This window comes from Acuticoccus mangrovi (assembly GCF_016411865.1).
Lineage (GTDB): Bacteria > Pseudomonadota > Alphaproteobacteria > Rhizobiales > Amorphaceae > Acuticoccus > Acuticoccus mangrovi.
Genome location: NZ_JAEKJA010000003.1, coordinates 199,893 through 220,938, shown reverse-complemented (window position 1 = coordinate 220,938; position 21,046 = coordinate 199,893). Strand labels below are relative to the sequence as shown.

Here is a 21,046-nt window from a genome sequence, read left to right as displayed (position 1 = left end):
CCCCCGGATGAGCACGAGAACTGAAACCGATTCCTTTGGCCCGCTCGAAGTCCCGACCGAGCGATATTACGGCGCCCAGACCGCGCGGAGCCTCATCAACTTCAAGATCGGCACCGACACGATGCCGCCGCCGATCATCCGGGCGCTCGGCGTGATCAAGAAGGCCGCCGCGCTGGCCAACGAGGAACTCGGCAATCTCGATCCGAAGCTCGCCGAGGCGATCGCCAGCGCCGCCGACGAGGTGATTGAGGGCAAGCGCGACGTCGACTTCCCGCTGGTGATCTACCAGACCGGCTCCGGCACTCAGTCGAACATGAACGCCAACGAGGTGATCTCCAACCTCGCCATCGAGCGGCTCGGCGGCACCATCGGCTCCAAGGATCCGATCCACCCCAACGACCACGTCAACCGCTCGCAGTCGTCCAACGACACCTTCCCGACCGCGATGCACGTCGCCGCGGTGGAGGAGATCGCGAACCGCCTGCTGCCGGCGATGGCGCACCTGCGCGAGACGCTCGACGCGAAGGGCAAGAGCTTCGCCGGCATCATCAAGATCGGCCGCACCCACACCCAGGACGCGACGCCCCTCACGCTGGAGCAGGAATTCTCCGGCTATGTCGCCCAGCTCGACTTCGCCATCGAGCAGGTGAAGGCCTCGCTCGGCGGCCTCTATCCGCTGGCGCAGGGCGGCACCGCCGTCGGCACCGGCCTCAACGCCAAGCCCGGCTTCGCCGAGGCCGTGGCGCGCCACATCGCCGAGATCACCGGGCTGCCCTTCACCTCGGCGAAGAACAAGTTCGCCGTGCTCGCCGCGCACGACGCCTATGTCGCCGCCCACGGTGCCCTCAACACGGCGGCGACGGCGCTCTTCAAGATCGCCAACGATATCCGCTTCCTCGGCTCCGGCCCCCGCTCCGGCCTCGCCGAGCTGGCGCTGCCGGAGAACGAGCCGGGCTCCTCGATCATGCCCGGCAAGGTGAACCCCACCCAGTGCGAGGCGCTGACGATGGTCGCCTGCCGCGTCTTCGGCAACCAGACGACGGTGACCGTCGCCGGCAGCCAGGGCCACTTCGAGCTCAACGTCTATAAGCCCGTGATGGCCGACGCCTTCCTCCAGTCCGTCCGTCTCCTCGCCGACGGATCGGTGAGCTTCGCCGACAACTGCGTGAAGGGCATCGAGGCGAACCGCGAGCGTATCAAGGACCTGATGGAGCGCTCCTTGATGCTCGTGACGGCGCTTGCGCCCGAAATCGGCTACGACAACGCCACCAAGATCGCCAAGACCGCCCACAAGAAGGGGACGACGCTGCGCGAGGAGGCCGTCGGCGGCGGCTACGTGAGCGAGGAGACCTTCGACCGCGTGGTGCGGCCGGAGAAGATGATCGGCCCGGCCTGAGGCTCGCTCGCCGACGTGGGCGACATCGTCAACCTGAAGCGGGCGCGCAAACGCCGTGCCCGCGAAGCGGCCAAAGCGGAAGCGGCGGAAAGCCGCATTCGCCACGGCCGAACCGCGGCGCAGAAGGTCGACGATCGCTCTACCGCAGAGAAGCGTGATGCCCAGCACGAAGGCCACCGGCTCGACCGGCCTGACTAAGCGCTCCGTCGTCCTCCACGGACATGCCACCAGCGTGGCGCTCGAACCCGCCTTCTGGGCGGCGCTGAGCGCCTGGGCGGAAGAGGAGGGGCTGTCGCTCGCCGGGCTGATCGCCGCCATCGACCGCGGACGCGAGGCGGGAACCCTCGCCTCCGCGATCCGCGTCGCCGTGCTCGACTACGCCTTTCGCACGCCCCCCGCCCGCTGAGCGGGGTCAGGCCTTCTTGTAGGTGTCGGCGTAGGCGTTGCGCAGCGTCGCCTTCTGCACCTTGCCCATGGTGTTGCGGGGCAACTCCTCCACGAAGAACACGCGCTTGGGCTGCTTGAAGCGGGCGAGCGTGTCGGTGAGGGCGCCGAGGATCGCCTCCTCGGTGATCTCCGCCGTGCCGTCGGGCACCACCACCGCCGTCACCCCTTCGCCGAAATCGGGGTGGGGCAGGCCGATCACGGCGCTCTCGCGCACGCCGGGCATGTCGTCGATCAGCTCCTCCACCTCCTTGGGGTAGACGTTGAAGCCGCCGGTGATCACGAGGTCCTTGGAACGGCCGACGAGGGTGAGGTAGCCGTCGGCATCGTAGACGCCGAGGTCACCGGTGATGAAGAAGCCGTTCTCGCGCTTCTCCTCCGCCGTCTTCTCCGGCATCCGCCAGTAGCCCTGAAACACGTTGGGGCCGCGCACTTCGATGGCGCCGATCTCGCCGGTGGGAAGCGCCTTGCCGGTGGCCGGGTCGGTGACGATCACCTCCACCCCCGGCAGCGGCATCCCCACCGTGCCGGCGCGACGATCGCCGTCGTAGGGGTTGGAGGTGTTCATGTTGGTCTCGGTCATGCCGTAGCGCTCCAGGATCGCGTGGCCGGTCGTCTCGCGCCACCGGTCGTGGGTCTCGGCGAGGAGCGGGGCCGAGCCGGAGATGAAGAGACGCATGTTGGCGACCGCCGCCTTGGTGAGGCCCGGGTGGTCGAGGAGGCGGGTGTAGAAGGTCGGCACGCCCATCATCGCGGTGGCGCGCGGCATCGCGGCGAGGATCGCGTCGGGATCGAAGCGCGGCATGAAGATCATCGAGCCGCCCGCCACCAGGGTGACGTTGGTCGCCACGAACAGGCCGTGGGTGTGGAAGATCGGCAGCGCGTGGATGAGGACGTCGTCCCGCGTGAAGCGCCAATAGTCCTTCAGCGTCTCGGCGTTGGAGGCGAGCGCGTCGTGGGTGAGCATCGCCCCTTTGGAGCGGCCCGTGGTGCCGGAGGTGTAGAGGATGCCGGCAAGGTCGTGCGGCCCGCGCGGGACGAGCACCGGTTCGCTCGGCGCGGCGGCCGACTTCTCCGCCCAGCTGCCGCCGCCGTCGGCGCCGAGCGTCTCGAGCTGCGCGCCGGCGGCCGCCGCCACCGGGGCGAGCGCCTCGGCACGCGCCGGATCGCAGACGAACACGGTCGGCTCCGCGTCGTTCAGGAAATAGGCGATCTCGTTCGGCGTGTAGGCGGTGTTGAGCGGCAGGATCACGCCACCCGCCCACATGGTGCCGAGAATGAGGGCCAGCGCGTCGATCGACTTCTCCACCTGCACGGCCACCCGGTCGCCGGGCGTGACGCCCGCGGCGATGAGGGCGGCGGCGTTCTGGTTCACCCGCGCCCAGAGCTCGGCGTAGGTGACGACGGTGCCGTCGGGCAGTTGGACGAAGGGAGCCTCTCCGCGTCCTTCCGAGGCGACGGACAGGCGGTGGGCGATGTCGTTGACGGTCATGGCAAGCCTTGCGTGGGTCGGGCGGGGCTCATCGGGCGGGCCCCATCACGGCGTCCGGCAGGCCCGTGACGAGGCCGGGGAACACCGAAAGGATGACGATTGCCGCCACCATACACATGACGAAGGGTAGCGACCCGACGAGGATCGTCTTCAGCTTCACGTCCGGTGCGATGGAGTTGATGACGTAGAGGTTCAGTCCCACCGGCGGCGTGATGAGGCCGATTTCCATGTTGATGGTGAGGATCACCGCGAACCAGTAGGGGTCGAAGCCGGCCGCCGTCACGATCGGCAACAGGATCGGCGCGGCCATCAGGATCACGGCGACGGGCGGCAGGAAGAAGCCGGCGACGAGCAGGAAGACGTTGATCGCCCCCATCAGCACCCAGCGGTTGACCTCGAGGCCGCCGATCCACGCCGCGATCGCCTGGGTGACGAAGAGGTTCGACAGCATGAAGGAGAACACCCCCGCCGCGCCGATGATGAAGAGGATCATCACGCTCTCGCGGGTGGAGTCGCGCAGGATCGTCCACATCGCGCCGAAGCTGAAGAGGCGGTAGACCACCACCGCCACGATGACGCAGAGGAGGGCGCCCACCGCGGCGGTCTCCGACGGCGTCGCGACGCCGCCATAAAGGGCGTAGAGCACGCCGAGAATGATGAGCAGGAAGGGGATGACGCGGGGCAGCACCTCCACCTTCTCGCGCCACGAATAGTTGATGCGAGCGAGCGCCGTCTGGCCACCCCCCTGGCGCCAGGTGTCGAAGATCGCCCAGGCCATGAAGAGGGCGACGAGCAGGACGCCCGGAACGACGCCGGCCATGAACAGGCGGCCGATCGAGGTCTCGGTGGAGATGCCGTACACGATCATGGTGACGGACGGCGGGATGAGGATCCCGAGCGTGCCGCCGGCGGCGATGGAGCCGGCCGCGACGGTTTCGGGATAGCCGCGCTTGCGCATCTCGGGGATGCCCATCTTGCCGATGGCGGCGCAGGTCGCCGGCGAGGAGCCTGACATCGCGGCGAAGAGGGCGCAGGCGCCGAGGTTCGACACCACGAGCCCGCCCGGCACGCGGGTGAGCCAGCGCTCCAACGCCTCGTAGAGGTCGGCGCCGGCGCGGGTGGAGGAGATCGCGGCGCCCATGATGATGAACATCGGGATCGACAGCAGGGCGAAATTGTCGAGCTTGCCGAAGAAGATCTCCGGCAGGAGCTCCAGCGCGCCGAACCCGTCGAAGACGAGCAGGAAGCCGGCGGAGACGATCAACAGGCCCGCGGCGACCGAGACGCCGGAGAAGAGAACGATGACGGTGGCGACGGCAACGAGCGCGCCGAGGGTGAGGGGTCCCATCAGTCGGCATATCCGGGGTCGGAGGTGTGGGCGGCGGGCACTTCCTCGGGCAGGTAGACGAGATCGGCGGCGAGCTGCACCAGATAGAGGCCGAAGCCGATCGGGATCGCCGCGTAGGGCACCCACAGCGGCGCGCCCCACACGGTGTCCGACTTCCAGTTGCGCTCGAAGGCGAAGTGGAAGAGCTCGTAGCCGTACCAGGTCATGATGGCGGCGACGGCGGCGGTGGCGAGAAGGGTGATCGCGCCGAGGACGCGGCGGGCCGTCGGCGGCAGCATCATCGGCAGGAGGTCCACGTTCACGTGCCCGCGCAGGTGCTGCACATAGGGTAGGCCCAGCATGGTGGCGCTGATCATCAGATAGGTGACCACCTCGGTCTGCCAGATGGTGCTGTCGTTGAGGACGAAGCGCACGAAGATGAGCTGGCAGGTGATGGCGACGGCGGTCAGGATCATCAGCGCGGCGACGATGCCGCAGACGAACGAGACGGCGGCGATGACGCGCAGGAAGAGGTTGCGCGGCGGGGCGTCGGATGGGCTCATCTAGCGTCCACTCTCGCGAAAAGGGGGCGGGGCGCCGCAGCGCCCGCCGCCCGGGACATCACTGAACCTCGAGCGCCATGTCGAGGAGCTCCTGACCGTTCGGCGTCTCCTCGACGAACGCCTTGTAGGAGGTCTCCTTGGCGATGCCGCGCCAGGCGTCGAAGTCGGCGTCGCTCATGGTGGCGATCTCGACGCCGTTGTCCTCGAACACCTTGGTGGCGGCGGTGTCGGCCTCCTTGGCGCCTTCCAGATAGAAGGCCTCGGCCTTCTTCGCCGCTTCGAGAAGCGCGGCCTGCTGCTCCTCGGTGAGGCCCTCGAAGGTGCTCTTGTTCATCAGGAGGGGCTGGTACATGAACCACAGCGCGACGTCGCCCGGCGGCGTGTAGCAGCCGAGCTGCTCGTAGAGGCGGTAGGACACGAAGCTCGACGAGGAGGTGTTCACCGCGTCGAGAATGCCGGTCTGCATCGCCGAATAGACCTCCGAGGAGGGCATCGAGGCGATCGAGGCGCCGGCGCCGACGAGCATCTGCTCGAACGACTTGCCGGCCGCGCGGGTCTGCAGCCCGGCGACGTCCTCCGGCTTCACGATGCACTTGTCCTTGCCGGCGAAGCCTCCGGCGAGATAGCCGTGCACGAGCACCATCACGTCGTCCCCGGCCATGATCTCCTCGAGCTTTTCCATGAACGGAGAGTGGGAGAGGCGGGCGCCGTGGTCGTGGTTCTTCACGAGGCCGGGCATGAGGGTGAGGTTGTAGGCGGGCTGCTGGCCGCCGGCGTAGGAGAGCGGCAGCACCGTCATGTCGAGCCGGCCGCGGGACAGCGGGCTATATTGCTCGCGCGCTTTGAAGAGCGAGCTCGACGGGTAGATGGTGATGTCGAGATCGACGTCGGCGGCGGCCACCTCGTCGGCGACCATCTGAGCGACCTTGTGGCGGATGTCGCTCGTCGACCACTGATGGCTGAGCTTCAGGTCCGTGGCACCGGCGGCGGTTGCCGCGAGTACCACCCCGCACGTCGCCGCAATGGCGAGCGTCGTCGTCTTCATGGCGTTTCCTCCCTGTCGCCTCCTTGTCATGGAGGCTTGTCGGCGTCCGGGCGGAAGCCCGTCGCATCGTCTTTCGCGGCATGCTGACAGCGCCGAGGCGAGAGGTCAATCGGTGTATACACGAAGGTGCCGAATGCATACGCCGCGTTGCGCGGATCGGTGGGCGGGGACTATCGTGGGCGCCGCAGAAGGAGAAGAGGCGTGGCGAATCGGGCCGACGCCCTGCGCGATGCGCTGGAGGAGGAAATCGTGATGGGAGCGCTCCGGCCGGGGGATCGGCTGGAGGAGCCGGCGCTCGCCGCCCGCTTCGGCGTGTCGCGCACTCCGATCCGCGAGGCGTTGCTGCAGCTCGCCGGGGCCGGGCTCATCGAGATCGGACCGCGCCGCGGCGCGTCGGTGGCCGCCATCGGTCCGCGCCGCCTCGTCGAGATGTTCGACGTCATGGCCGAGCTCGAGGCGATGTGCGCGAGCCTCGCCGCCCGCCGCGCCAGCGCCGAGGAGATCGCCGCCATTCGCGAGGCGCACGCCGCCTGCGGCGCGGCGACAAGGACGAGCCTCGACGCCTACTATTACGAGAACGAGGTGTTCCACGAGCGGATCCGAACCGCCTCGCACCACGGCTTTCTGATCGAGCAGGCGACGGCTCTGCAGAAGCGGCTGAAGCCCTACAGGCGGCTGCAGTTGCGCGTGCGCGGGCGGATGGACGCCTCGTGGGCGGAGCACGCGCGCGTGGTGGATGCGCTCGCGGCGGGCGACGCGGAGGCGGCCGCCGCCGCGATGCGCGACCATGTGGTGGTGCAGGGCGCGCGCTTCACCGACCTCATCGTATCGATGGAGGCGGAGGCGGCGCCCTGACGCGCCCGCGGCCTAGAGCCGGGGGCGTGGGCACACGCGGATCGTCTCGAGGACGATCTCGCCGGTGTCGGGGTCGACGACCTCCACCACTTCGCTCCTGCAATGGCGCGAGGGGGTGAAGGGGCCCGGGTCGGGATCGATGTTCGGCCCGGGATAGCCACTGTGGCGCGGGTTCTGCACGACGAGGAGCCCGGGTCGGGCGAGGGTCTTGGAGCCGCCACCGAGGAGGGCGGCGCCGGCGGGTGAGCCGGCGATCGCGAGAAGGCCGACGGCGATGCCCGTGGTGAGGGCGAAGGCAACGAGGCGGGTCATGATCGTCTCCACGAGAGAGGGTGCGGACCCCTGAGCTAAGGTGGGACGGGCCGGGACGGTGTGACGGAGGTCATGGCGTGGCGCTTCGGCCGGCGCGCGGGCGCGCACGAAAAAAAGGCCGCCCGGAAGGGGGCGGCCCGTTTGTCGACGGCGGGGGCTCAGCGGCAGACCTTGCGGCGCTCCACATAGTAGCCGCCGTAGTAGGGGTCCCATACGCGGACGCTCTTGAAGAAGCAGTCCCGGTAGATCGGCCGATAGGCTCCCGGATAGTACACGTAGCCGGGCCGGTAGCGATGGCCGTAGCCATGACCGTGGCGGCCGTGGTGACCGTGATGACCGTGATGGCGATGGCCGCCGACCTTAACGATGTTGGTGTCGACCGTCTGCGCGGCCGCGCTGGCGGCGAGGGGAGCGGCCCCGGCGGTGCCGGCGGCGGTGAGGGCACCGAGGCCGATGATGGTGGCGGTGCCGAAAGCGATGATGCGGGTCTTGATGGTCATTGTCGTCTTCCTCGGGGTTTCCGTTGCCGGTTCGTCCGGCGACACGAGGAAGATGGCGGTGCGGCGCCGCGCCACACGTGACCGTCGTCACAGGCTGACCACTTCTCCTTCAGGCGGCAAACAAGCGGGGCCAACCCTCGCTTTCATCGAGATTGGGGCGTCTTGACGCATTTTTGCCTTATTTCGTTCATGTTTAAGGCCGTATTGCTCCATTTTAACTTGACAATAGGACAGGTGACCCCCTCCGAATGTTATCGTGTGGGTCTCGGACCAGCGATTCTGTGCAGGTGGCGGATGATCGGCACATCGTCTTTATCGACGCCAGTCAGGATTGCGTAATGGTCCAGGTGAAGAAGGCGGAGGTGCGCGAATCGATCCTCGAGGCAGCGTACAATCTGTTTCTGACAAAGGGGTATGTCGGGACCTCGGTGTCGGAGATCGGCCGGATGGCCGGCGTGGCGCCGTCCGGCATCTACGTCTACTTCAAATCGAAGCTTGCGCTGTTCTACGCCCTCTACGAGCCGTGGATGAAGGAGCGGCTCGACGGGCTCGATGCCGAGGTCCAGACCCTCGCGGACCGGCGGATGCGCGTCCGTCGCATCGTCGAGGTCATCTGGCTCGACATTCCCGAGGACTACTCCTTCTTCGCCAGCAACTTGATGCAGGCGGTGTCGACCACCCCACGCGGCGAGCTCGATAGTACGCACCTGCTCGACTGGTGCGAGGACCGCCTCGCCGCCACCATCGAGACGGCGCTCGATCGCCGGGGGGTGGATCGGGACGCCTGCCGCAATGTCGCCCACATCATCCTGATGGGTTTCGACGGTTTTGCCGTCCGCTCCTACATGGGCGTCAACATGGAGAAGATGGAGGCCATCATCGAGACGATGACGGATCTCGTCCTCTCGCTCGCACCGCAGCCCACGCCGGCGCTGTCGAACTGAGCCTCATCGCATCGTCGAGGGGAGCCAGAGCGCGAGCGACGGCACCGCCACGAGGAGGGCGAGGCGCACCGCGTCGGCGATGAGGAAGGGGACCACGCCGCGCATCACCGTGCGCGAGGCGAGGTCCGGCGCGACCCCCTGCAGCACGAAGAGGTTCATGCCGATCGGCGGGGTGATGAGACCGATCTCGGCCACCGTCACCACCAGGATGCCGAACCAGATCGGGTCGTAGCCCATCGCCGTCACGACCGGAAAGATGAACGGCACGGTGAGGAAGATCATGGCCATGGAGTCCATGAAACAGCCGAGCACCAGATAGAAGACGATGACGAGGAGGAGCACCGTCCCCGCCGAGAAGCCGCTCTCGGCGATGGCGCCGACGAGATATTGCGGCAGTCCCGCCGTCTCGACGAAGAAGTTGAACAGTGTGGCGCCGACGATGATGAAGAACACCATGCCGGTGGTGGAGACCACCTCCATCACCGCGGCGCCGAGGATCGGGCGGGTGAGCGCGCGGCGGGCGAGGGCGACGAGCAGCGCCCCCGCCGCCCCGACGGCCGCCGCCTCGGTGGGCGAGAACAGGCCGAACTGGATGCCGCCGATCGCCACCGCGAAGATCAGCGCCGCGGGCCAGGCGGCGAGCACGTCGGCGCGACGCTCGCGGCGGCCGAGTGCGCGGGGCGGTCCGGCGAGCTCGGGCATCAGCCGCACCTGAATGGCGACCGACAGACCGTAGAGGAGGGTCGCGAGGAGCCCCGGGATGATCGCCGCGGAAAACAGCGCGCCGATCGATTGCTCGGTGAGGATCCCGTAGATCACGAGAAGGATCGACGGCGGGATGAGGACGCCGAGCGTCCCGCCGGCGGCGATGCTCGCGGCGGAGAGGCGGTCGTCGTAGCCCGCGGCCCGCATCTCCGGCACCGCGACGCGACCGATGGTGGCGACCGTCGCGAGCGAGGAGCCGCAGATCGCCCCGAAGGCGGCCGACGCCACGATGGTGGCGAGCGCCAAGCCACCCCGCAGCCGCCCCACCAGCGCGTCGGCGGCGGAGTAGAGATCGCGCGAGAGGCCGCAGCGGGCGGCGAACACGCCCATCAGCAGAAACAGCGGGATGACGGAGAGGGTGTAGGGAAACATCGCCTCGAACGGGGCGGAGGCGAGGACGAAGGCCGCCCCCGACACGCCGTTGAGGATGGCGAACCCCACCGCGCCGACGAGCCCGAGCGCCACCGCGACCGGCATGCCGACGAGGATGAGCGCGAGGGCGACGACGAAGCCCAGCAGGCCGACGAGCGGATCAGACATCGCCGAGCTGCATGGGGCGCGTCCCGAGCCACAGCTCCACCGCGGCGAGGAGGGCGGCGATCACCGAGAGGGCGAGCCCCGCGATCAGCGGCACCCAGTACCACACGTAGGAGATGCCGAGGGTGGCCGAGAGGGTGGTGTATTGAAGCTGCGCCCGCATCTCGCCGACACCGGTATAGAGGCAGAGGGCGGCGAGCGCCGCCCCGCCGAGGGCCGCCACCACGGCGAGAAGCCGCCGCGTCCCCGTCGGCAGCCCGCTCGTGAGGAGATCCACCGCCACGTGGGTGCCGCGGTGGAAGGCGACGGCGATCGCGAGCGATGCCGCCGTCATCACCGCAAGCTGCGTGAGGTCGACGAGACCGGGCACCGCCCAGCCGGGGCGCCCGCCGGCGAGCGCGGTGATCCGCGCCGCGAGGCGCAGCACGATGTCGGCCACCGTCAGCCCCATCGCGGCGACGATCGCCAGGAAAGCGAGCGTCGCCGCGACGAGGAACAGCCGGTCGACGACCGAGCGGATCAGAGACATGGCGGTCAACGTGTCCGAAAGCGGGCCCTTATTCGCCCGCCCTTTCCTGCATCGCGGCGTAGATCTCGCGCGCGTTGATGCCCTTTTCCTCGAGCTCGGCGAGGTAGGCTTCGATCATCGGTTGCAGCCGGTCGCGCCAGGCGGCCCGGTCGGCCTCGCCGAGCACGACGATCTCGTGGCCCTCCGCCTTGACGCGCTCGAGGCCGATCGCGTCCCACTCGTCCCACCAGGGGCCGAACTTGGCGGCGAGAGCATCGCCCGACAGGTCGTCGACACACTGCTTCACGTCGTCGGGCAGGCTTTCGTAGGTGTCCTCGTTCATGGCGAACCAGAATGTAGTGACGTAGGCGCCGGCGTCGAGGTGGTGCTTCATCACCTCGGCGAGGTTGAAGGAGGCCATCGTCTCCCAGGTGAAGACGGCCCCGTCGATCACGCCCTTCTCGGCGTTCTCGTAGACCTCGCCGGGGGGCAGGCCCACCGGGGTGCCGCCGAGCGCTTCGATCATCGCCCGGCCGGCCGCCGTCGGAAAGCGCAGGCGCAGGCCCCGCAGGTCTTCCGGCCGCGTCACCGAGGCGGTGGTGGTGTGGAACTGCCCCGGGTTGTGGGCGTGGATCGCGAGCACCTTCAGCCCCTCATAGTCGGGCGCGAGATAGTCCGGATAGAGCGCCCAGAGGGCTTCGCTCGCCTCGCCGGCGGAGGAGAACAGAAACGGCAGCTCGGCGATGCGGGTGCGCTCGAAGCGGCCGCCCGGCAGGCCGGAGAGGCCGTGGGCGATGTCGACCACGCCGCGCCGGACCGCGTCGTGCAGCTTGGCGACGTTGCCGAGCTGCGTGCCGCCGGGAAAGATCTCCACCGCCACCTTGCCGCCGGAGCACTCCTCGAGCGCCCGCGCCCACGGCTCCATGAAGGTGTGGTGCATGCCGTTGGCCGTCGGCAGGAAGTGGGCGAGCTTCAGCTCGATCTCGGCCGCGCCGGCGGGCGCCGTCAATCCGGCGAGCCCCAGCGCTGCGGCGAGCGCCATCCTCGTACGTCGCGTCATCGCACGTCCTCCCATCCGCGTCGGGTTCTTGCCCGATCGTCTCGTTGGCCCCTGTCCCGGAGCATCTCAGCAGACGATAGCGGTCGCGGGCATGACGGTCAGCGCATTTTTTCGCGGAAGGGCTCAGGCGACGAGGGTCGCGAGGGTGCGCAGCATCAGGAGGGCGCCGCGCTCGATGTCGGCCCAGTCGGTCCACTCCTGCGGGGCGTGGCTGATGCCGTCCCGGCTCGGTACGAACACCAGAGCGGAGGGGCAGAGAGCGGCCATCGTCTGCGCATCGTGGCCGGCGCCCGAGGCCATCGGCTTCGCCGGCAGGCCGAGCGCGGCGGCCTCGGCCTGCACCGTGGCGAGGAGGTTGGCGTCGAGCGGCGTCGGATCGATCCAGCTCCGCTCGTCGAAGTGGACGCCGAGATCGTGCTCCTCGGCGACGCGGTCGACGAGGCCCTCCACCTCCGCCTTCATCACGCGGACGGCGGTGCGGTCGGTGTCGCGGATGATGACGGTGAAGTGCGCCTCTCCGGCGATCGTGTGCGGTGCGTTCGGGACGAGCTCGACGTGGCCGATGGTGAGGCGCGTCTCCCGGGTGCCGCGCCGGGCGAGGCCGGGGAGGGCGGCTCCCACCTTGGCGAGGCCGGTGAAGGCGTCGCGGCGCAGGTCCATGGGGGTGGTGCCGGAGTGGTTGGCGGTGCCGGTGAGGGTGACGGCGAGGACGCAGACGCCCGACACGACGTTGGCGAGCCCGATCGGCAGCCCCTCCGCCTCGAGCACCGGGCCCTGCTCGATGTGCATCTCGAGAAAGGCGGCGACGCTGCCGGGCGCTCGCCGCGCCGAGGGAATGGCGGCGGGATCGAGGCCCGCCGCGCGCATCGCGTCGGCGAGGCGCACGCCGTCGGCGTCCCGCGCGCGCTCCACCCAGGCGGGTGACGCCGTGCCCACCAGCGCCTGCGAGCCGAGCATGCCGCCGAACCGACCCTCCTCGTCGGCCGTCGCCACCACCTCCACGGCGACGCGCGGCACGATCTGCGCGTCGCGCAGCGCCCGCACGCACTCGAGCGCCACCGCACAGCCGACCGTCCCGTCGAACGCGCCGCCCGAAGGGACGGTGTCGAGGTGGGAGCCGATCATCACCACCGGCCCCGCCGCCGGACCGAAGCGGCCGCAGACGTTGCCGGCCCCATCCATCGCCACCTCGAGCCCGTCGCGGCGCATCTCGTCGGCGAAGAAGGCGCGGGCCTCCATGTCGGCGGGGCTGAAGGCGGGACGGTCGAAGCCGCCGGTCTCGGCGTCGAGGCCGAAGGCGTTGACGGCGTCGAAGAGGGCCCTCAGGCGCGCCGAATCCGGGGTCGGCTTGGCGGTCGTCATGGCTCCGTCCCGTCGGTTCGCGGCATCGTCGGCCCCATCCAGCATTCCCCGTCGCGGGCCGCAAGGTTGATGTATTGCAACGAAACGTGGTTGGTTCGGTTCAAATTGCAGACACGGAGAGCGCCATGAAACGCTTCCTGGCCGCAGTCGCCGCCGCGTTGGGCATCGTCCTGACCGCCCCCGCGATGGCGCAGACGCCCCCCGGCGTCCTCGTGGTGGGGCAGATCGCCGAGCCCAAGTCGCTCGATCCTCACGCCGTCACCGCGGTCAACGACTTCCGCATCCTGGTGAACCTCTACGACGGTCTCGTGCGCTTCAAGGACGGGACGCTGGAGGTGGAGCCGGCGCTCGCCGAGAGCTACGAGGTCTCGGACGACGGCACGACCTACACCTTCACCCTGCGCGGCGGGGTGACCTTCCACGACGGCACCCCGTTCGACGCGGAGGCGGTGGTGTTCAACTTCGAGCGCATGCTCGACGAGAGCCATCCCTTCCACGACACCGGCCCGTTCCCGCTGTCCTTCTTCTTCTCGGCGATCGACACGGTGGAGGCGAAGGACGCGCACACCGTGGTGTTCACGCTGAAGGAGCCCTACGCGCCGTTCCTGTCGAACCTTGCCTATCCGACGGGGCTCATCGTGTCGCCGGCGGCGGTGGAGGAGTACGGCAAGGATTTCGGCCGCCATCCGTCCGGCACCGGCGCCTTCAAGTTCGTCGAGTGGCAGCCCAACTCGCGCGTGGTGGTGGAGAAGAATGCGGACTGGTGGGGCGGGGCTCCGCCGCTCCAGGCGGTGGTCTTCCGGCCGATCACCGACGCCAACACCCGCCTCGCCGAAATGCTTTCCGGCGGCATCGACGTGATGGTGGAGACGCCGCCCGACGCCGTCGCCACCTTCCGCGACGATCCCGCCTTCACCGTCTACGAGCAGGCCGGGCCGCACCTCTGGTTCCTGATCCTCAACGCCAAGGAGGGGCCGTTCGCCGACAAGCGGGTGCGGCAGGCCGCGAACTACGCCATCGACAAGCAGGCGCTGGTGGAGAACATCCTCCAGGGTACGGCCGAGATCGCGGCCGGGCCGACGCCGCCCGCCTTCGCCTGGGCGCACGACGACGGCCTCGAGCCCTATCCCCACGATCCCGACAAGGCGAAGGCGCTGCTCGACGAGGCCGGCTACGACGGTGCGCCGCTCACCTTCTACGTGACGGAGGGCGGCTCGGGCATGCTCGACCCGGTGGCGATGGGAACCGCCATCCAGGCCGATCTCGAAGCCGTCGGCATGCCCACCAGGATCGAGACCTACGAGTGGAACACCTTCCTCGGCGAGGTGAACCCGGGCCTCGAAGGCAAGGCCGACATGGCCGAGATGGCCTGGATGACCAACGATCCCGACACGCTGCCCTTTCTGACGCTGCGCACCGCCGCCTTCCCCGATAAAGGCGGCTTCAACTCCGGCTACTATTCGAACCCGCAGGTCGACGAGCTGCTCGAAGCCGCGCGCCGCAGCACCGATCAGGACGAGCGGGCCAAGCTCTACAAGGAGATGCAGGAGATCGTGGTCGACGACGCCCCCTGGGTGTTCGTCGCCAACTGGAAGCAGAATGCCGTGACCAGCGATCGGGTGGAGAACTTCAAGCTCCAACCCTCCTTCTTCCTGATGCTGCAGGAGGTTGCGAAGAACTGACGATGCCCGCGGCGAGGCTCGAGACCATCTGCCTCGCCCTGCCGGAGGCCACCCTGGTGCCGGCCTTCGGCGGCATCACCTATCGGGTGCGCAACCGCATCTTCGCGATGCCGCGCGAACGGGAGGGGCGTCCGGCGGTGTGGCTCAAGGCGCCGCCGGGCTCGCAGGAGATCCTGACCGGCGCCGACCCTGACCGCTTCTTCCGTCCGCCCTATGTAGGCCCCAAGGGCTGGGTCGGCATGATGCTCGACGCAGACTGCGACTTCGAGGAGGTCGCCGTGCTGGTGCGGCGCAGCTACCGCCTGATCGCGCCCAAGCGCCTCGGCGCGCTGGTGGAGGGCTGACATGATCGCCTACGTCGCAAAGCGTCTCCTCGCGGCGGTCCCGGTGCTGTTCGGCCTCACCATCATCGTCTTCCTGATCATGGCGATGATCCCGGGCGATCCGGCGACGGCGATCCTCGGCTCCTATGCGACGCCCGAGAATGTCGAGCGTCTCAACCGCCAGCTCGGCCTCGACCGCTCACTGGTCGAGCAATATCTCGTCTGGATCACCAACCTCTTCCACGGCGACTTCGGCCGCTCCTACGCGCTCAACCGGCCGGTGATCGACGAGGTGATGGAGCGCCTGTCGGCGACCCTTCTCCTCGCCGGCACGGCGCTGGTGCTCGCGAGCGTCCTCGGCCTTCTCGCCGGCGTCGTCTCGGCCGTGCGCCAATATGGCTGGACCGATCGCATCGTCACCTTCCTGGTGCTCGTCGGCATCTCGATGCCGGCCTTCTGGCTGGGGCTCCTGCTGATCCTCCTCTTCGCCGTCACCTGGCGCCTGTTTCCCGCGAGCGGCATGGTGGCGATCTACGGCGGCGGCGGGCCGCTCGACATTCTCCGGCATCTCGTCCTGCCGGCGGTCACGCTGGCGGTGGTGGCGACGGGCGTCATCGCCCGCCTCACCCGCACCGCGATGCTGGAGGTGCTGCGGCAGGACTATATCCGCACCGCCCGCGCCAAGGGGCTGCGCGAGCGGCGGGTGATCTTCCGGCACGCCTTCGTGGCGGCGCTCGTCGCGGTGGTGCCGGTCATCGGCATCCAGGCGGGCTTCGTGCTCGGCGGCGCGGTCTACGTCGAGACGGTGTTCCAGTGGCCGGGCATCGGCTCAATGCTCGTCAACGCCATCGCGACGCGCGACATCCTGCTGGTGCAGGGCGGGGTGCTGGTGGTGGCGGCGGCCTACGTGCTCTTCAACCTCGCCGCCGACGTCGTCCAGACGCTGCTCGACCCGAGGCTGCGCTGATGGCGAACGCCGGGCGCTCGGGCGCCGTGAGCCTCCTCCTCAACAACCGCCTCGCGGCCGCCGGTGTCGCGCTCCTCGCCCTCATCGTGGCGGTGGCGCTTCTCGCTCCCGTCCTGCCGCTCGCCGATCCCAACGCGACCGCCCCCGCCGACCGACTGATGCGCCCCTTCTCCCCGGACCATCTCCTCGGCACCGACGCGCTCGGCCGCGACATCCTCGCCCGGCTCGTCTGGGGCACCAGGGTGAGCCTCATGGTCGGAATCTCGGCGACGGCCATCGCCGCCATGGTCGGCTCGGCAATCGGCCTCGTGGCGGGCTTCGTGGGCGGGCGCATCGACGGGCTGCTGATGCGCGGCATCGACATGGTGATGGCCTTTCCCTACATCCTCCTGGCGCTCGCCATCGTGGCGGTGCTCGGGCCGGGGCTTCTCAACGCCCTCTACGCCATCGCCGTCGTCAACGTCCCCTTCTTCGCCCGCAATGTGCGCGGCATGGCGCTCGGCCTGTCGCGGCGCGAGTTCGTGGACGCGGCGCGCCTGTCCGGCCAGAGCGGCCCGGAGGTCCTCTTCGCCGAGGTGCTGCCCAACGTGATGCCCGTCATCGTCGTCACCATGTCGACCACCGTCGGCTGGATGATCCTGGAGACGGCGGGCCTCTCCTTCCTCGGCCTCGGCGCGCAGCCACCCCAGGCCGACCTCGGATCGATGCTGGGGGAGGGGCGCAAGGTGCTGTTCAATGCTCCGCACGTCTCGGTGGTGCCGGGGCTGATGATCTTCGTGTTGGTGATGAGCATCAATCTCGTCGGCGACGGGGTGCGCGACGTGCTCGACCCGCGCCTCAAGTCCGGCGCGCTCGCCCGCCCGTCGGCCAGAACACGGGTGGAGCGGGCCGACGCACCGGTCGCCACCACGCCGGCGGCGGTGCTGGAGCTTAAGGGGCTGCGCACGCTCTTCGGCCTCGGCGGCCGCGAGGTGGCGGCGGTGCGCGACGTCGATCTTCTGATCGGCGAGGGCGAGTGTCTCGGCCTCGTCGGCGAATCGGGGTCGGGCAAATCGGTCACCGCGATGTCGATCATGGGGCTCGTGCCATCGCCGCCGGGGCGGATCGGCGGCGGCGCGGCCTTCTTCCGCGGCCGCGATCTCTTCGCCCTGTCCGACGGCGAGATCCGCCGCATGCGCGGCAGCGCCGTCGCCCACGTCTTCCAGGACCCGCTTTCGACGCTGCATCCGCTCTTCACGATCGGCGACCAGCTGATCGAAGCGATCCGCGCCCACCGCCCCCTCCGCCGGCGCACCGCTCGGCAGGAGGCGGCGGATCTCCTCGCGCTCGTGCGCATCCCGAACCCGCGTCTGCGGCTCGAGGCCTACCCACACGAACTCTCGGGCGGCATGCGCCAGCGCGTGGCGATCGCGATGGCGCTCGCCAACGACGCCGACCTCGTCGTCGCCGACGAGCCCACCACCGCGCTCGACGTGACGGTGCAGGCGGAGGTGCTGACCCTTCTCAACCGGCTGCGGCAGGAGAAGAACGCGGCGGTGCTCTTCATCACCCACGATTTCGGCGTGGTGTCCGCGCTCTGCGACCGCGTGGCGGTGATGTATGCCGGGGAGATCGTCGAGACCGGCCGCACCGAGGCGGTGCTCGCCGCTCCCGCGCATCCCTATACGCGCCGCCTCGTCGACTGCGTGCCCGTGCTGGGGGAACCGGAGCGCCGGCTCGACGCCATCGAGGGCCGCCCCCCGCCGCCCGGCGCGCTGCCCAAGGGCTGCGCCTTCGCGCCGCGCTGCCCGAGCGTCGCGCCCGTCTGCCGCGAGGCGCCCGTCGCCGTGCGCGAGCTGGCGGCGGGTCGGACGGCGCGCTGCCTCTTCCCCCTCGTCGGAGCCGGCCATGTCTGACCCGTTGGTCGAGGTGCGCGACGTCACGCGGCGCTTCGGCGGCGGCCATACCCTCTTCGGCAACCCGCGGCCGCAGGTGCACGCGGTGCGTGGCGTGAGCTTCGACGTCATGCGCGGCGAGACGCTCGGCATCGTCGGCGAATCGGGCTGCGGCAAGTCGACGATCGCGCGCATGATGGTGGGCCTCGACGTGCCGACCGACGGTACGCTGCACGTCGCGGGTGTGGGCGGGGGTCGCCTCGCCCGCACCGTCCAATATGTCTTTCAGGACTCGATGGCGGCCCTCAATCCGCGCAAGCGGATCGGGGCAATCCTGGCGGTGCCGCTGAAGCGCCTCGCCGGCCTCGACCGGCGGCAGCGGGAGGAGCGCATCGGCGCGCTGCTCGACGCGGTGAGCCTCGACGCCACCTTCGCCGAGCGCTATCCGCACGAACTGTCCGGCGGGCAGGCCCAACGCGTCGGCATCGCGCGGGCGCTCGCGGCCGAGCCGTCGCTGGTGGTGCTCGACGAGCCGGTCTCCGCGCTCGACGTCTCGATGCAGGCGCAGGTGATCAACCTGCTCGCCGACCTGAAACGGCGCTTCGGCCTCACCTACGTCTTCATCAGCCACGACCTGTCGGTGGTGGAGATGGTGAGCGACCGCGTGGCGGTGCTCTATTTCGGCAAGGTGGTGGAGATCGGCCCGGCCGCGGCGGTGTTCGGTCGGGCGCAGCACCCCTACACCGACCTTTTGCTGCGCTCCGCCCCCGCGCCGGGACGACCCCTGAGGGTCGTCGACGACGCCAGCGCCGAGCTTCCCGACCCTTACGATCCGCCGGAGGGCTGCGCTTTCGCGCCCCGCTGTCCGCGCGCTGCGAACGTCTGCCGCAGCGAGGACCCGCGGCTGGTGCCGAGAGGGGGCAAGGCGGATCAGCTGAGCGCCTGCCACTTTCCGCTGGCGGCGGAGCTCTAGGCCGGCGTTGACGGTGCGTGGCTGAGGGGGAGGGAGGTGGGCGAACGCGTCAGGCGGTGGCGGGGGAGGCGGTCTCGGACACCACGGCGCGATAGAGCCAGACGCGGGCCGGCGGCAGGTTGGCGAGCACCCAGCGGGTGCGCGAGATGGTGTAGCCCATGGCGCGCTTCACCGGCGGCACCAGCGCGTAGGAGAACTGGATGAAGGGGGCGCCCGGACCCATCAGCCGCATGGCGTCGGCAAGGAGGGCCTGGCGCTCGGGCAGCGGCCGGGTGAAGAGGGGAAGGCCGGAGATCACCGAGGCGATGGGCGGGTTGCCGAGCTCGGCCATCACCTCGCCGAGGGCGTAGGCGTTGCCGCACAGGATGCGCGCCTTGGGAAAGCGTTCGCGCAGGAGGGTGCAGAAGTCCGGCGAATACTCGATGAGCACCAGACGCTCCTCGTCGACGCCGCGCTCGACCAGCGCCTGGGTCACGGCGCCGGTGCCCGGCCCGAGCTCCACGATGACGCCCGGCCGATCGGCCTCGACGAAGTGGGCCATCAGGCGGGAGAGCTCCTGGCCCGACGGGGCGACGGCGCCGGTCTTCAGCGGATTGCCGGCCCAGTTGCGCAGGAAGCGCGCCTCGTCGATCACCTTGAGCTGCAGCTTCTTCGCCTTCTCCCGCGCCGAGGAGGACGGGCGCATCTCACCTTCGGCGCGCCGCGCCAGGAATTTCAGCTCTTTGAGCAGGCGAAGCTCACGCCGGTTCGGGCTTCGATCGCCCCCAACCAATATGTCCTCGTGACTGTCGACGGTGTCACTGACGGGGACATCGATCGCTTTCGCGTGGGGGCGTTTGTGGTCGTTCATCTACGGCTCCGAGGCGCGCCACCATGGCGCAGGAGGAAGGCGAGCGCTACTGGCTCAGGTTATCGAAGAATTCCTTCGCGCGGGAGAAAAACCCATGACTTTCTGGATGATTCTCGGTGGAAGAAAGTTCCTCAAATTCGGTGAGCAGCTCGCGCTGCCGGCGCGTCAGCTTCTGCGGCGTTTCCACGACGACCTGAATATACATGTCGCCCGTCTGTGACGAGCGCATCACCGGCATGCCTTTGCCGCGGAGCCTGAACTGGCGTCCGGTCTGGGTTGCCTCGGGGATTTTGACCTTCGACTTCTCGCCACTGATAGTCGGCACCTCCACGCTGCCACCGAGGGCGGCGCGCGCCATCGAGATGGGCACGCGGCAGTAGAGGTCGGCGCCCTCGCGCTGGAAGAAGTCGTGCGGTCGGATCGACAGGAAGATGTAGAGATCGCCCGGCGGACCGCCCATCACGCCGGCTTCGCCCTCGCCGGCGAGGCGAATGCGGGTGCCGTCCTCGATGCCGGCGGGGATGTTCACGGAGAGCTCGCGTTCGGTCGCCACTCGACCCGTGCCGCCGCAATTCTCGCACGGATCGCGCACGATCGTGCCGCGGCCCTGACAGGACACGCAGGTGCGCTCCAGAGTGAAGAAGCCTTGGGCGACGCGGATGCGGCCGGACCCGGAGCAGGTGGGGCAGGTGACCGGGCTCGTGCCGGGCTTGGCGCCGGTTCCCTCGCAGACCTCGCAGGTGGAGGAGGTGGGTACCTTGATCTCCACCGTCTTGCCGGCGAAGGCGTCCTCCAGGCTGATCTCGAGGTTGAAGCGGAGGTCGGAGCCGCGCTGGCGGCCACCGCCGCCGCGTCCGGTGCGCGCGCCGCCGAAGAACTCGTCGAAGATGTCGGACATCGCCGACGCGAAGTCGGTGCCGAAGCCGCCGCCGGGGCCGCCGGCGCGCCCGTCGAAGGCGGCGTGGCCGAAGCGGTCGTAGGCGGAGCGCTTCTGCGGATCGCGCAGCACCTCGTAGGCTTCGGAGACTTCCTTGAACTTGAGCTCCGCCTCGGCATCGCCCGGATTGCGGTCCGGGTGGAACTGCATGGCGAGCTTGCGGTAGGCGGACTTCAGCGCCTTCTCGTCCACCGAGCGCGTGACACCGAGGAGCTCGTAATAATCGCGCTTGTGTGTTGCGGCCATGGGGTCTTCGGGCTGGGGCGCCGAGCGCCGTGGTAATCAGAAAGGGGCCGCGCCGGTGGCGCGACCCTCTAGCGGATAGGAGCG

22 protein-coding genes are annotated in these 21,046 nt (G+C 69.3%); 10 read left to right on the top strand and 12 right to left on the bottom strand.

Translation table 11 applies throughout. The features are described 5' to 3' along the window. Positions 1-7 precede the first annotated feature (7 nt). The 3 genes from fumC to JCR33_RS04980 are packed head-to-tail and all read left to right on the top strand — an operon-like array spanning position 8 to position 1,802. Entirely contained in the window at positions 8-1,396 is a 1,389-nt protein-coding gene (gene fumC / locus JCR33_RS04990) for a class II fumarate hydratase (protein WP_198880926.1), read from the top strand. Between the two features lie 15 nt (positions 1,397-1,411). Then, positions 1,412-1,594 (top strand): DUF4169 family protein, encoded by a 183-nt coding sequence (locus JCR33_RS04985; RefSeq protein ID WP_198880925.1) that lies wholly within the window; start codon positions 1,412-1,414, stop codon positions 1,592-1,594. After that, complete coding sequence (locus JCR33_RS04980) at positions 1,554-1,802, top strand: ribbon-helix-helix domain-containing protein (RefSeq protein ID WP_198880924.1); 249 nt, start codon at positions 1,554-1,556, stop codon at positions 1,800-1,802. The genes JCR33_RS04985 and JCR33_RS04980 overlap by 41 nt, the downstream gene beginning before the upstream one ends. Positions 1,803-1,808: 6 nt before the next feature. Here JCR33_RS04980 and JCR33_RS04975 read toward each other — a convergent pair whose 3' ends face one another. The 4 genes from JCR33_RS04975 to dctP are packed head-to-tail and all read right to left on the bottom strand — an operon-like array spanning position 1,809 to position 6,267. After that, positions 1,809-3,332, bottom strand: a complete 1,524-nt coding sequence (locus JCR33_RS04975) for a malonate--CoA ligase (RefSeq protein ID WP_198880923.1) — start codon at positions 3,330-3,332, stop codon at positions 1,809-1,811. A 28-nt stretch (positions 3,333-3,360) separates the two neighbouring features. Beyond that, a complete protein-coding gene (locus tag JCR33_RS04970; protein ID WP_198880922.1) occupies positions 3,361-4,680 on the bottom strand; it encodes a TRAP transporter large permease in 1,320 nt (439 codons plus the stop codon). After that, positions 4,680-5,222 (bottom strand): TRAP transporter small permease, encoded by a 543-nt coding sequence (locus JCR33_RS04965; RefSeq protein WP_198880921.1) that lies wholly within the window; start codon positions 5,220-5,222, stop codon positions 4,680-4,682. The genes JCR33_RS04970 and JCR33_RS04965 overlap by 1 nt, the downstream gene beginning before the upstream one ends. Before the next feature lie 58 nt (positions 5,223-5,280). Further along, a complete protein-coding gene (gene dctP, locus JCR33_RS04960; protein ID WP_198880920.1) occupies positions 5,281-6,267 on the bottom strand; it encodes a TRAP transporter substrate-binding protein DctP in 987 nt (328 codons plus the stop codon). Positions 6,268-6,468: 201 nt separating this feature from the next. Between dctP and JCR33_RS04955 the strand changes: the two genes are divergently transcribed. Then, a complete protein-coding gene (locus JCR33_RS04955) occupies positions 6,469-7,122 on the top strand; it encodes a GntR family transcriptional regulator (protein ID WP_332461119.1) in 654 nt (217 codons plus the stop codon). Between the two features lie 12 nt (positions 7,123-7,134). Here the strand turns inward: JCR33_RS04955 and JCR33_RS04950 are convergent, their stop codons facing one another. Both JCR33_RS04950 and JCR33_RS04945 read right to left on the bottom strand, forming a co-directional pair. Further along, positions 7,135-7,434: a hypothetical protein gene (locus tag JCR33_RS04950; RefSeq protein ID WP_198880919.1), complete on the bottom strand. Its 300-nt coding sequence runs from the start codon at positions 7,432-7,434 to the stop codon at positions 7,135-7,137. 158 nt (positions 7,435-7,592) lie between these two features. Continuing rightward, positions 7,593-7,934, bottom strand: coding sequence for a hypothetical protein (locus JCR33_RS04945; protein ID WP_198880918.1), 342 nt, complete (start codon positions 7,932-7,934; stop codon positions 7,593-7,595). Between the two features lie 338 nt (positions 7,935-8,272). On the opposite strand from JCR33_RS04945, the gene JCR33_RS04940 reads away from it, so the two are divergent. Further along, positions 8,273-8,878 carry a TetR/AcrR family transcriptional regulator gene (locus JCR33_RS04940; protein WP_198880917.1) on the top strand — a complete coding sequence of 202 codons (606 nt, stop codon included), beginning with the start codon at positions 8,273-8,275 and terminating at the stop codon, positions 8,876-8,878. A gap of 3 nt (positions 8,879-8,881) precedes the next feature. Here JCR33_RS04940 and JCR33_RS04935 read toward each other — a convergent pair whose 3' ends face one another. From JCR33_RS04935 to JCR33_RS04920, 4 genes are all read right to left on the bottom strand, one after another. Next, positions 8,882-10,183, bottom strand: coding sequence for a TRAP transporter large permease (locus tag JCR33_RS04935; RefSeq protein ID WP_198880916.1), 1,302 nt, complete (start codon positions 10,181-10,183; stop codon positions 8,882-8,884). Further along, positions 10,176-10,709: a TRAP transporter small permease gene (locus JCR33_RS04930; protein ID WP_198880915.1), complete on the bottom strand. Its 534-nt coding sequence runs from the start codon at positions 10,707-10,709 to the stop codon at positions 10,176-10,178. The genes JCR33_RS04935 and JCR33_RS04930 overlap by 8 nt, the downstream gene beginning before the upstream one ends. Before the next feature lie 28 nt (positions 10,710-10,737). Continuing rightward, positions 10,738-11,748: a TRAP transporter substrate-binding protein gene (locus tag JCR33_RS04925; protein ID WP_198880914.1), complete on the bottom strand. Its 1,011-nt coding sequence runs from the start codon at positions 11,746-11,748 to the stop codon at positions 10,738-10,740. Positions 11,749-11,871: 123 nt separating this feature from the next. Continuing rightward, complete coding sequence (locus JCR33_RS04920; protein WP_198880913.1) at positions 11,872-13,110, bottom strand: Zn-dependent hydrolase; 1,239 nt, start codon at positions 13,108-13,110, stop codon at positions 11,872-11,874. Between the two features lie 125 nt (positions 13,111-13,235). Here JCR33_RS04920 and JCR33_RS04915 point away from each other — a divergent pair, with 125 nt between their 5' ends. From JCR33_RS04915 to JCR33_RS04895, 5 genes are read left to right on the top strand one after another with little or no spacing between them, the layout of a single operon-like run. Beyond that, the gene (locus JCR33_RS04915) at positions 13,236-14,792 is read left to right on the top strand and encodes an ABC transporter substrate-binding protein (protein ID WP_198880912.1); all 1,557 of its coding nucleotides are present in this window, start codon (positions 13,236-13,238) and stop codon (positions 14,790-14,792) included. Between the two features lie 2 nt (positions 14,793-14,794). Then, entirely contained in the window at positions 14,795-15,136 is a 342-nt protein-coding gene (locus tag JCR33_RS04910) for an MmcQ/YjbR family DNA-binding protein (RefSeq protein WP_198880911.1), read from the top strand. A 1-nt stretch (position 15,137) separates the two neighbouring features. Beyond that, positions 15,138-16,082, top strand: coding sequence for an ABC transporter permease (locus tag JCR33_RS04905; RefSeq protein WP_198880910.1), 945 nt, complete (start codon positions 15,138-15,140; stop codon positions 16,080-16,082). Continuing rightward, positions 16,082-17,977, top strand: a complete 1,896-nt coding sequence (locus JCR33_RS04900; RefSeq protein ID WP_198880909.1) for a dipeptide/oligopeptide/nickel ABC transporter permease/ATP-binding protein — start codon at positions 16,082-16,084, stop codon at positions 17,975-17,977. The genes JCR33_RS04905 and JCR33_RS04900 overlap by 1 nt, the downstream gene beginning before the upstream one ends. Further along, positions 17,970-18,929, top strand: coding sequence for an ABC transporter ATP-binding protein (locus tag JCR33_RS04895; protein WP_198880908.1), 960 nt, complete (start codon positions 17,970-17,972; stop codon positions 18,927-18,929). Before JCR33_RS04900 ends, JCR33_RS04895 begins: the two co-directional genes overlap by 8 nt. 49 nt (positions 18,930-18,978) lie before the next feature. On the opposite strand, the gene JCR33_RS04890 is transcribed toward JCR33_RS04895, so the two are convergent. Next, complete coding sequence (locus tag JCR33_RS04890; protein WP_232372265.1) at positions 18,979-19,779, bottom strand: class I SAM-dependent methyltransferase; 801 nt, start codon at positions 19,777-19,779, stop codon at positions 18,979-18,981. 46 nt (positions 19,780-19,825) lie between these two features. After that, positions 19,826-20,962 carry a molecular chaperone DnaJ gene (dnaJ, locus tag JCR33_RS04885; protein ID WP_198880907.1) on the bottom strand — a complete coding sequence of 379 codons (1,137 nt, stop codon included), beginning with the start codon at positions 20,960-20,962 and terminating at the stop codon, positions 19,826-19,828. Positions 20,963-21,046: the final 84 nt, after the last annotated feature.

Excerpts from the sequence above, each read along its gene's own strand:
- JCR33_RS04895 (WP_198880908.1), top strand. The coding sequence starts at position 17,970 with ATGTCTGACCCGTTGGTCGAGGTGCGCGACGTCACGCGGCGCTTCGGC.
- JCR33_RS04970 (WP_198880922.1), bottom strand. The coding sequence starts at position 4,680 with ATGGGACCCCTCACCCTCGGCGCGCTCGTTGCCGTCGCCACCGTCATC.
- JCR33_RS04900 (WP_198880909.1), top strand. The coding sequence starts at position 16,082 with ATGGCGAACGCCGGGCGCTCGGGCGCCGTGAGCCTCCTCCTCAACAAC.
- JCR33_RS04930 (WP_198880915.1), bottom strand. The coding sequence starts at position 10,709 with ATGTCTCTGATCCGCTCGGTCGTCGACCGGCTGTTCCTCGTCGCGGCG.
- JCR33_RS04935 (WP_198880916.1), bottom strand. The coding sequence starts at position 10,183 with ATGTCTGATCCGCTCGTCGGCCTGCTGGGCTTCGTCGTCGCCCTCGCG.
- JCR33_RS04915 (WP_198880912.1), top strand. The coding sequence starts at position 13,236 with ATGAAACGCTTCCTGGCCGCAGTCGCCGCCGCGTTGGGCATCGTCCTG.
- JCR33_RS04950 (WP_198880919.1), bottom strand. The coding sequence starts at position 7,434 with ATGACCCGCCTCGTTGCCTTCGCCCTCACCACGGGCATCGCCGTCGGC.
- JCR33_RS04975 (WP_198880923.1), bottom strand. The coding sequence starts at position 3,332 with ATGACCGTCAACGACATCGCCCACCGCCTGTCCGTCGCCTCGGAAGGA.
- dctP (WP_198880920.1), bottom strand. The coding sequence starts at position 6,267 with ATGAAGACGACGACGCTCGCCATTGCGGCGACGTGCGGGGTGGTACTC.
- JCR33_RS04945 (WP_198880918.1), bottom strand. The coding sequence starts at position 7,934 with ATGACCATCAAGACCCGCATCATCGCTTTCGGCACCGCCACCATCATC.
- JCR33_RS04920 (WP_198880913.1), bottom strand. The coding sequence starts at position 13,110 with ATGACGACCGCCAAGCCGACCCCGGATTCGGCGCGCCTGAGGGCCCTC.
- JCR33_RS04965 (WP_198880921.1), bottom strand. The coding sequence starts at position 5,222 with ATGAGCCCATCCGACGCCCCGCCGCGCAACCTCTTCCTGCGCGTCATC.
- JCR33_RS04925 (WP_198880914.1), bottom strand. The coding sequence starts at position 11,748 with ATGACGCGACGTACGAGGATGGCGCTCGCCGCAGCGCTGGGGCTCGCC.
- dnaJ (WP_198880907.1), bottom strand. The coding sequence starts at position 20,962 with ATGGCCGCAACACACAAGCGCGATTATTACGAGCTCCTCGGTGTCACG.
- JCR33_RS04890 (WP_232372265.1), bottom strand. The coding sequence starts at position 19,779 with ATGAACGACCACAAACGCCCCCACGCGAAAGCGATCGATGTCCCCGTC.
- fumC (WP_198880926.1), top strand. The coding sequence starts at position 8 with ATGAGCACGAGAACTGAAACCGATTCCTTTGGCCCGCTCGAAGTCCCG.
- JCR33_RS04905 (WP_198880910.1), top strand. The coding sequence starts at position 15,138 with ATGATCGCCTACGTCGCAAAGCGTCTCCTCGCGGCGGTCCCGGTGCTG.
- JCR33_RS04940 (WP_198880917.1), top strand. The coding sequence starts at position 8,273 with ATGGTCCAGGTGAAGAAGGCGGAGGTGCGCGAATCGATCCTCGAGGCA.
- JCR33_RS04910 (WP_198880911.1), top strand. The coding sequence starts at position 14,795 with ATGCCCGCGGCGAGGCTCGAGACCATCTGCCTCGCCCTGCCGGAGGCC.
- JCR33_RS04980 (WP_198880924.1), top strand. The coding sequence starts at position 1,554 with ATGCCCAGCACGAAGGCCACCGGCTCGACCGGCCTGACTAAGCGCTCC.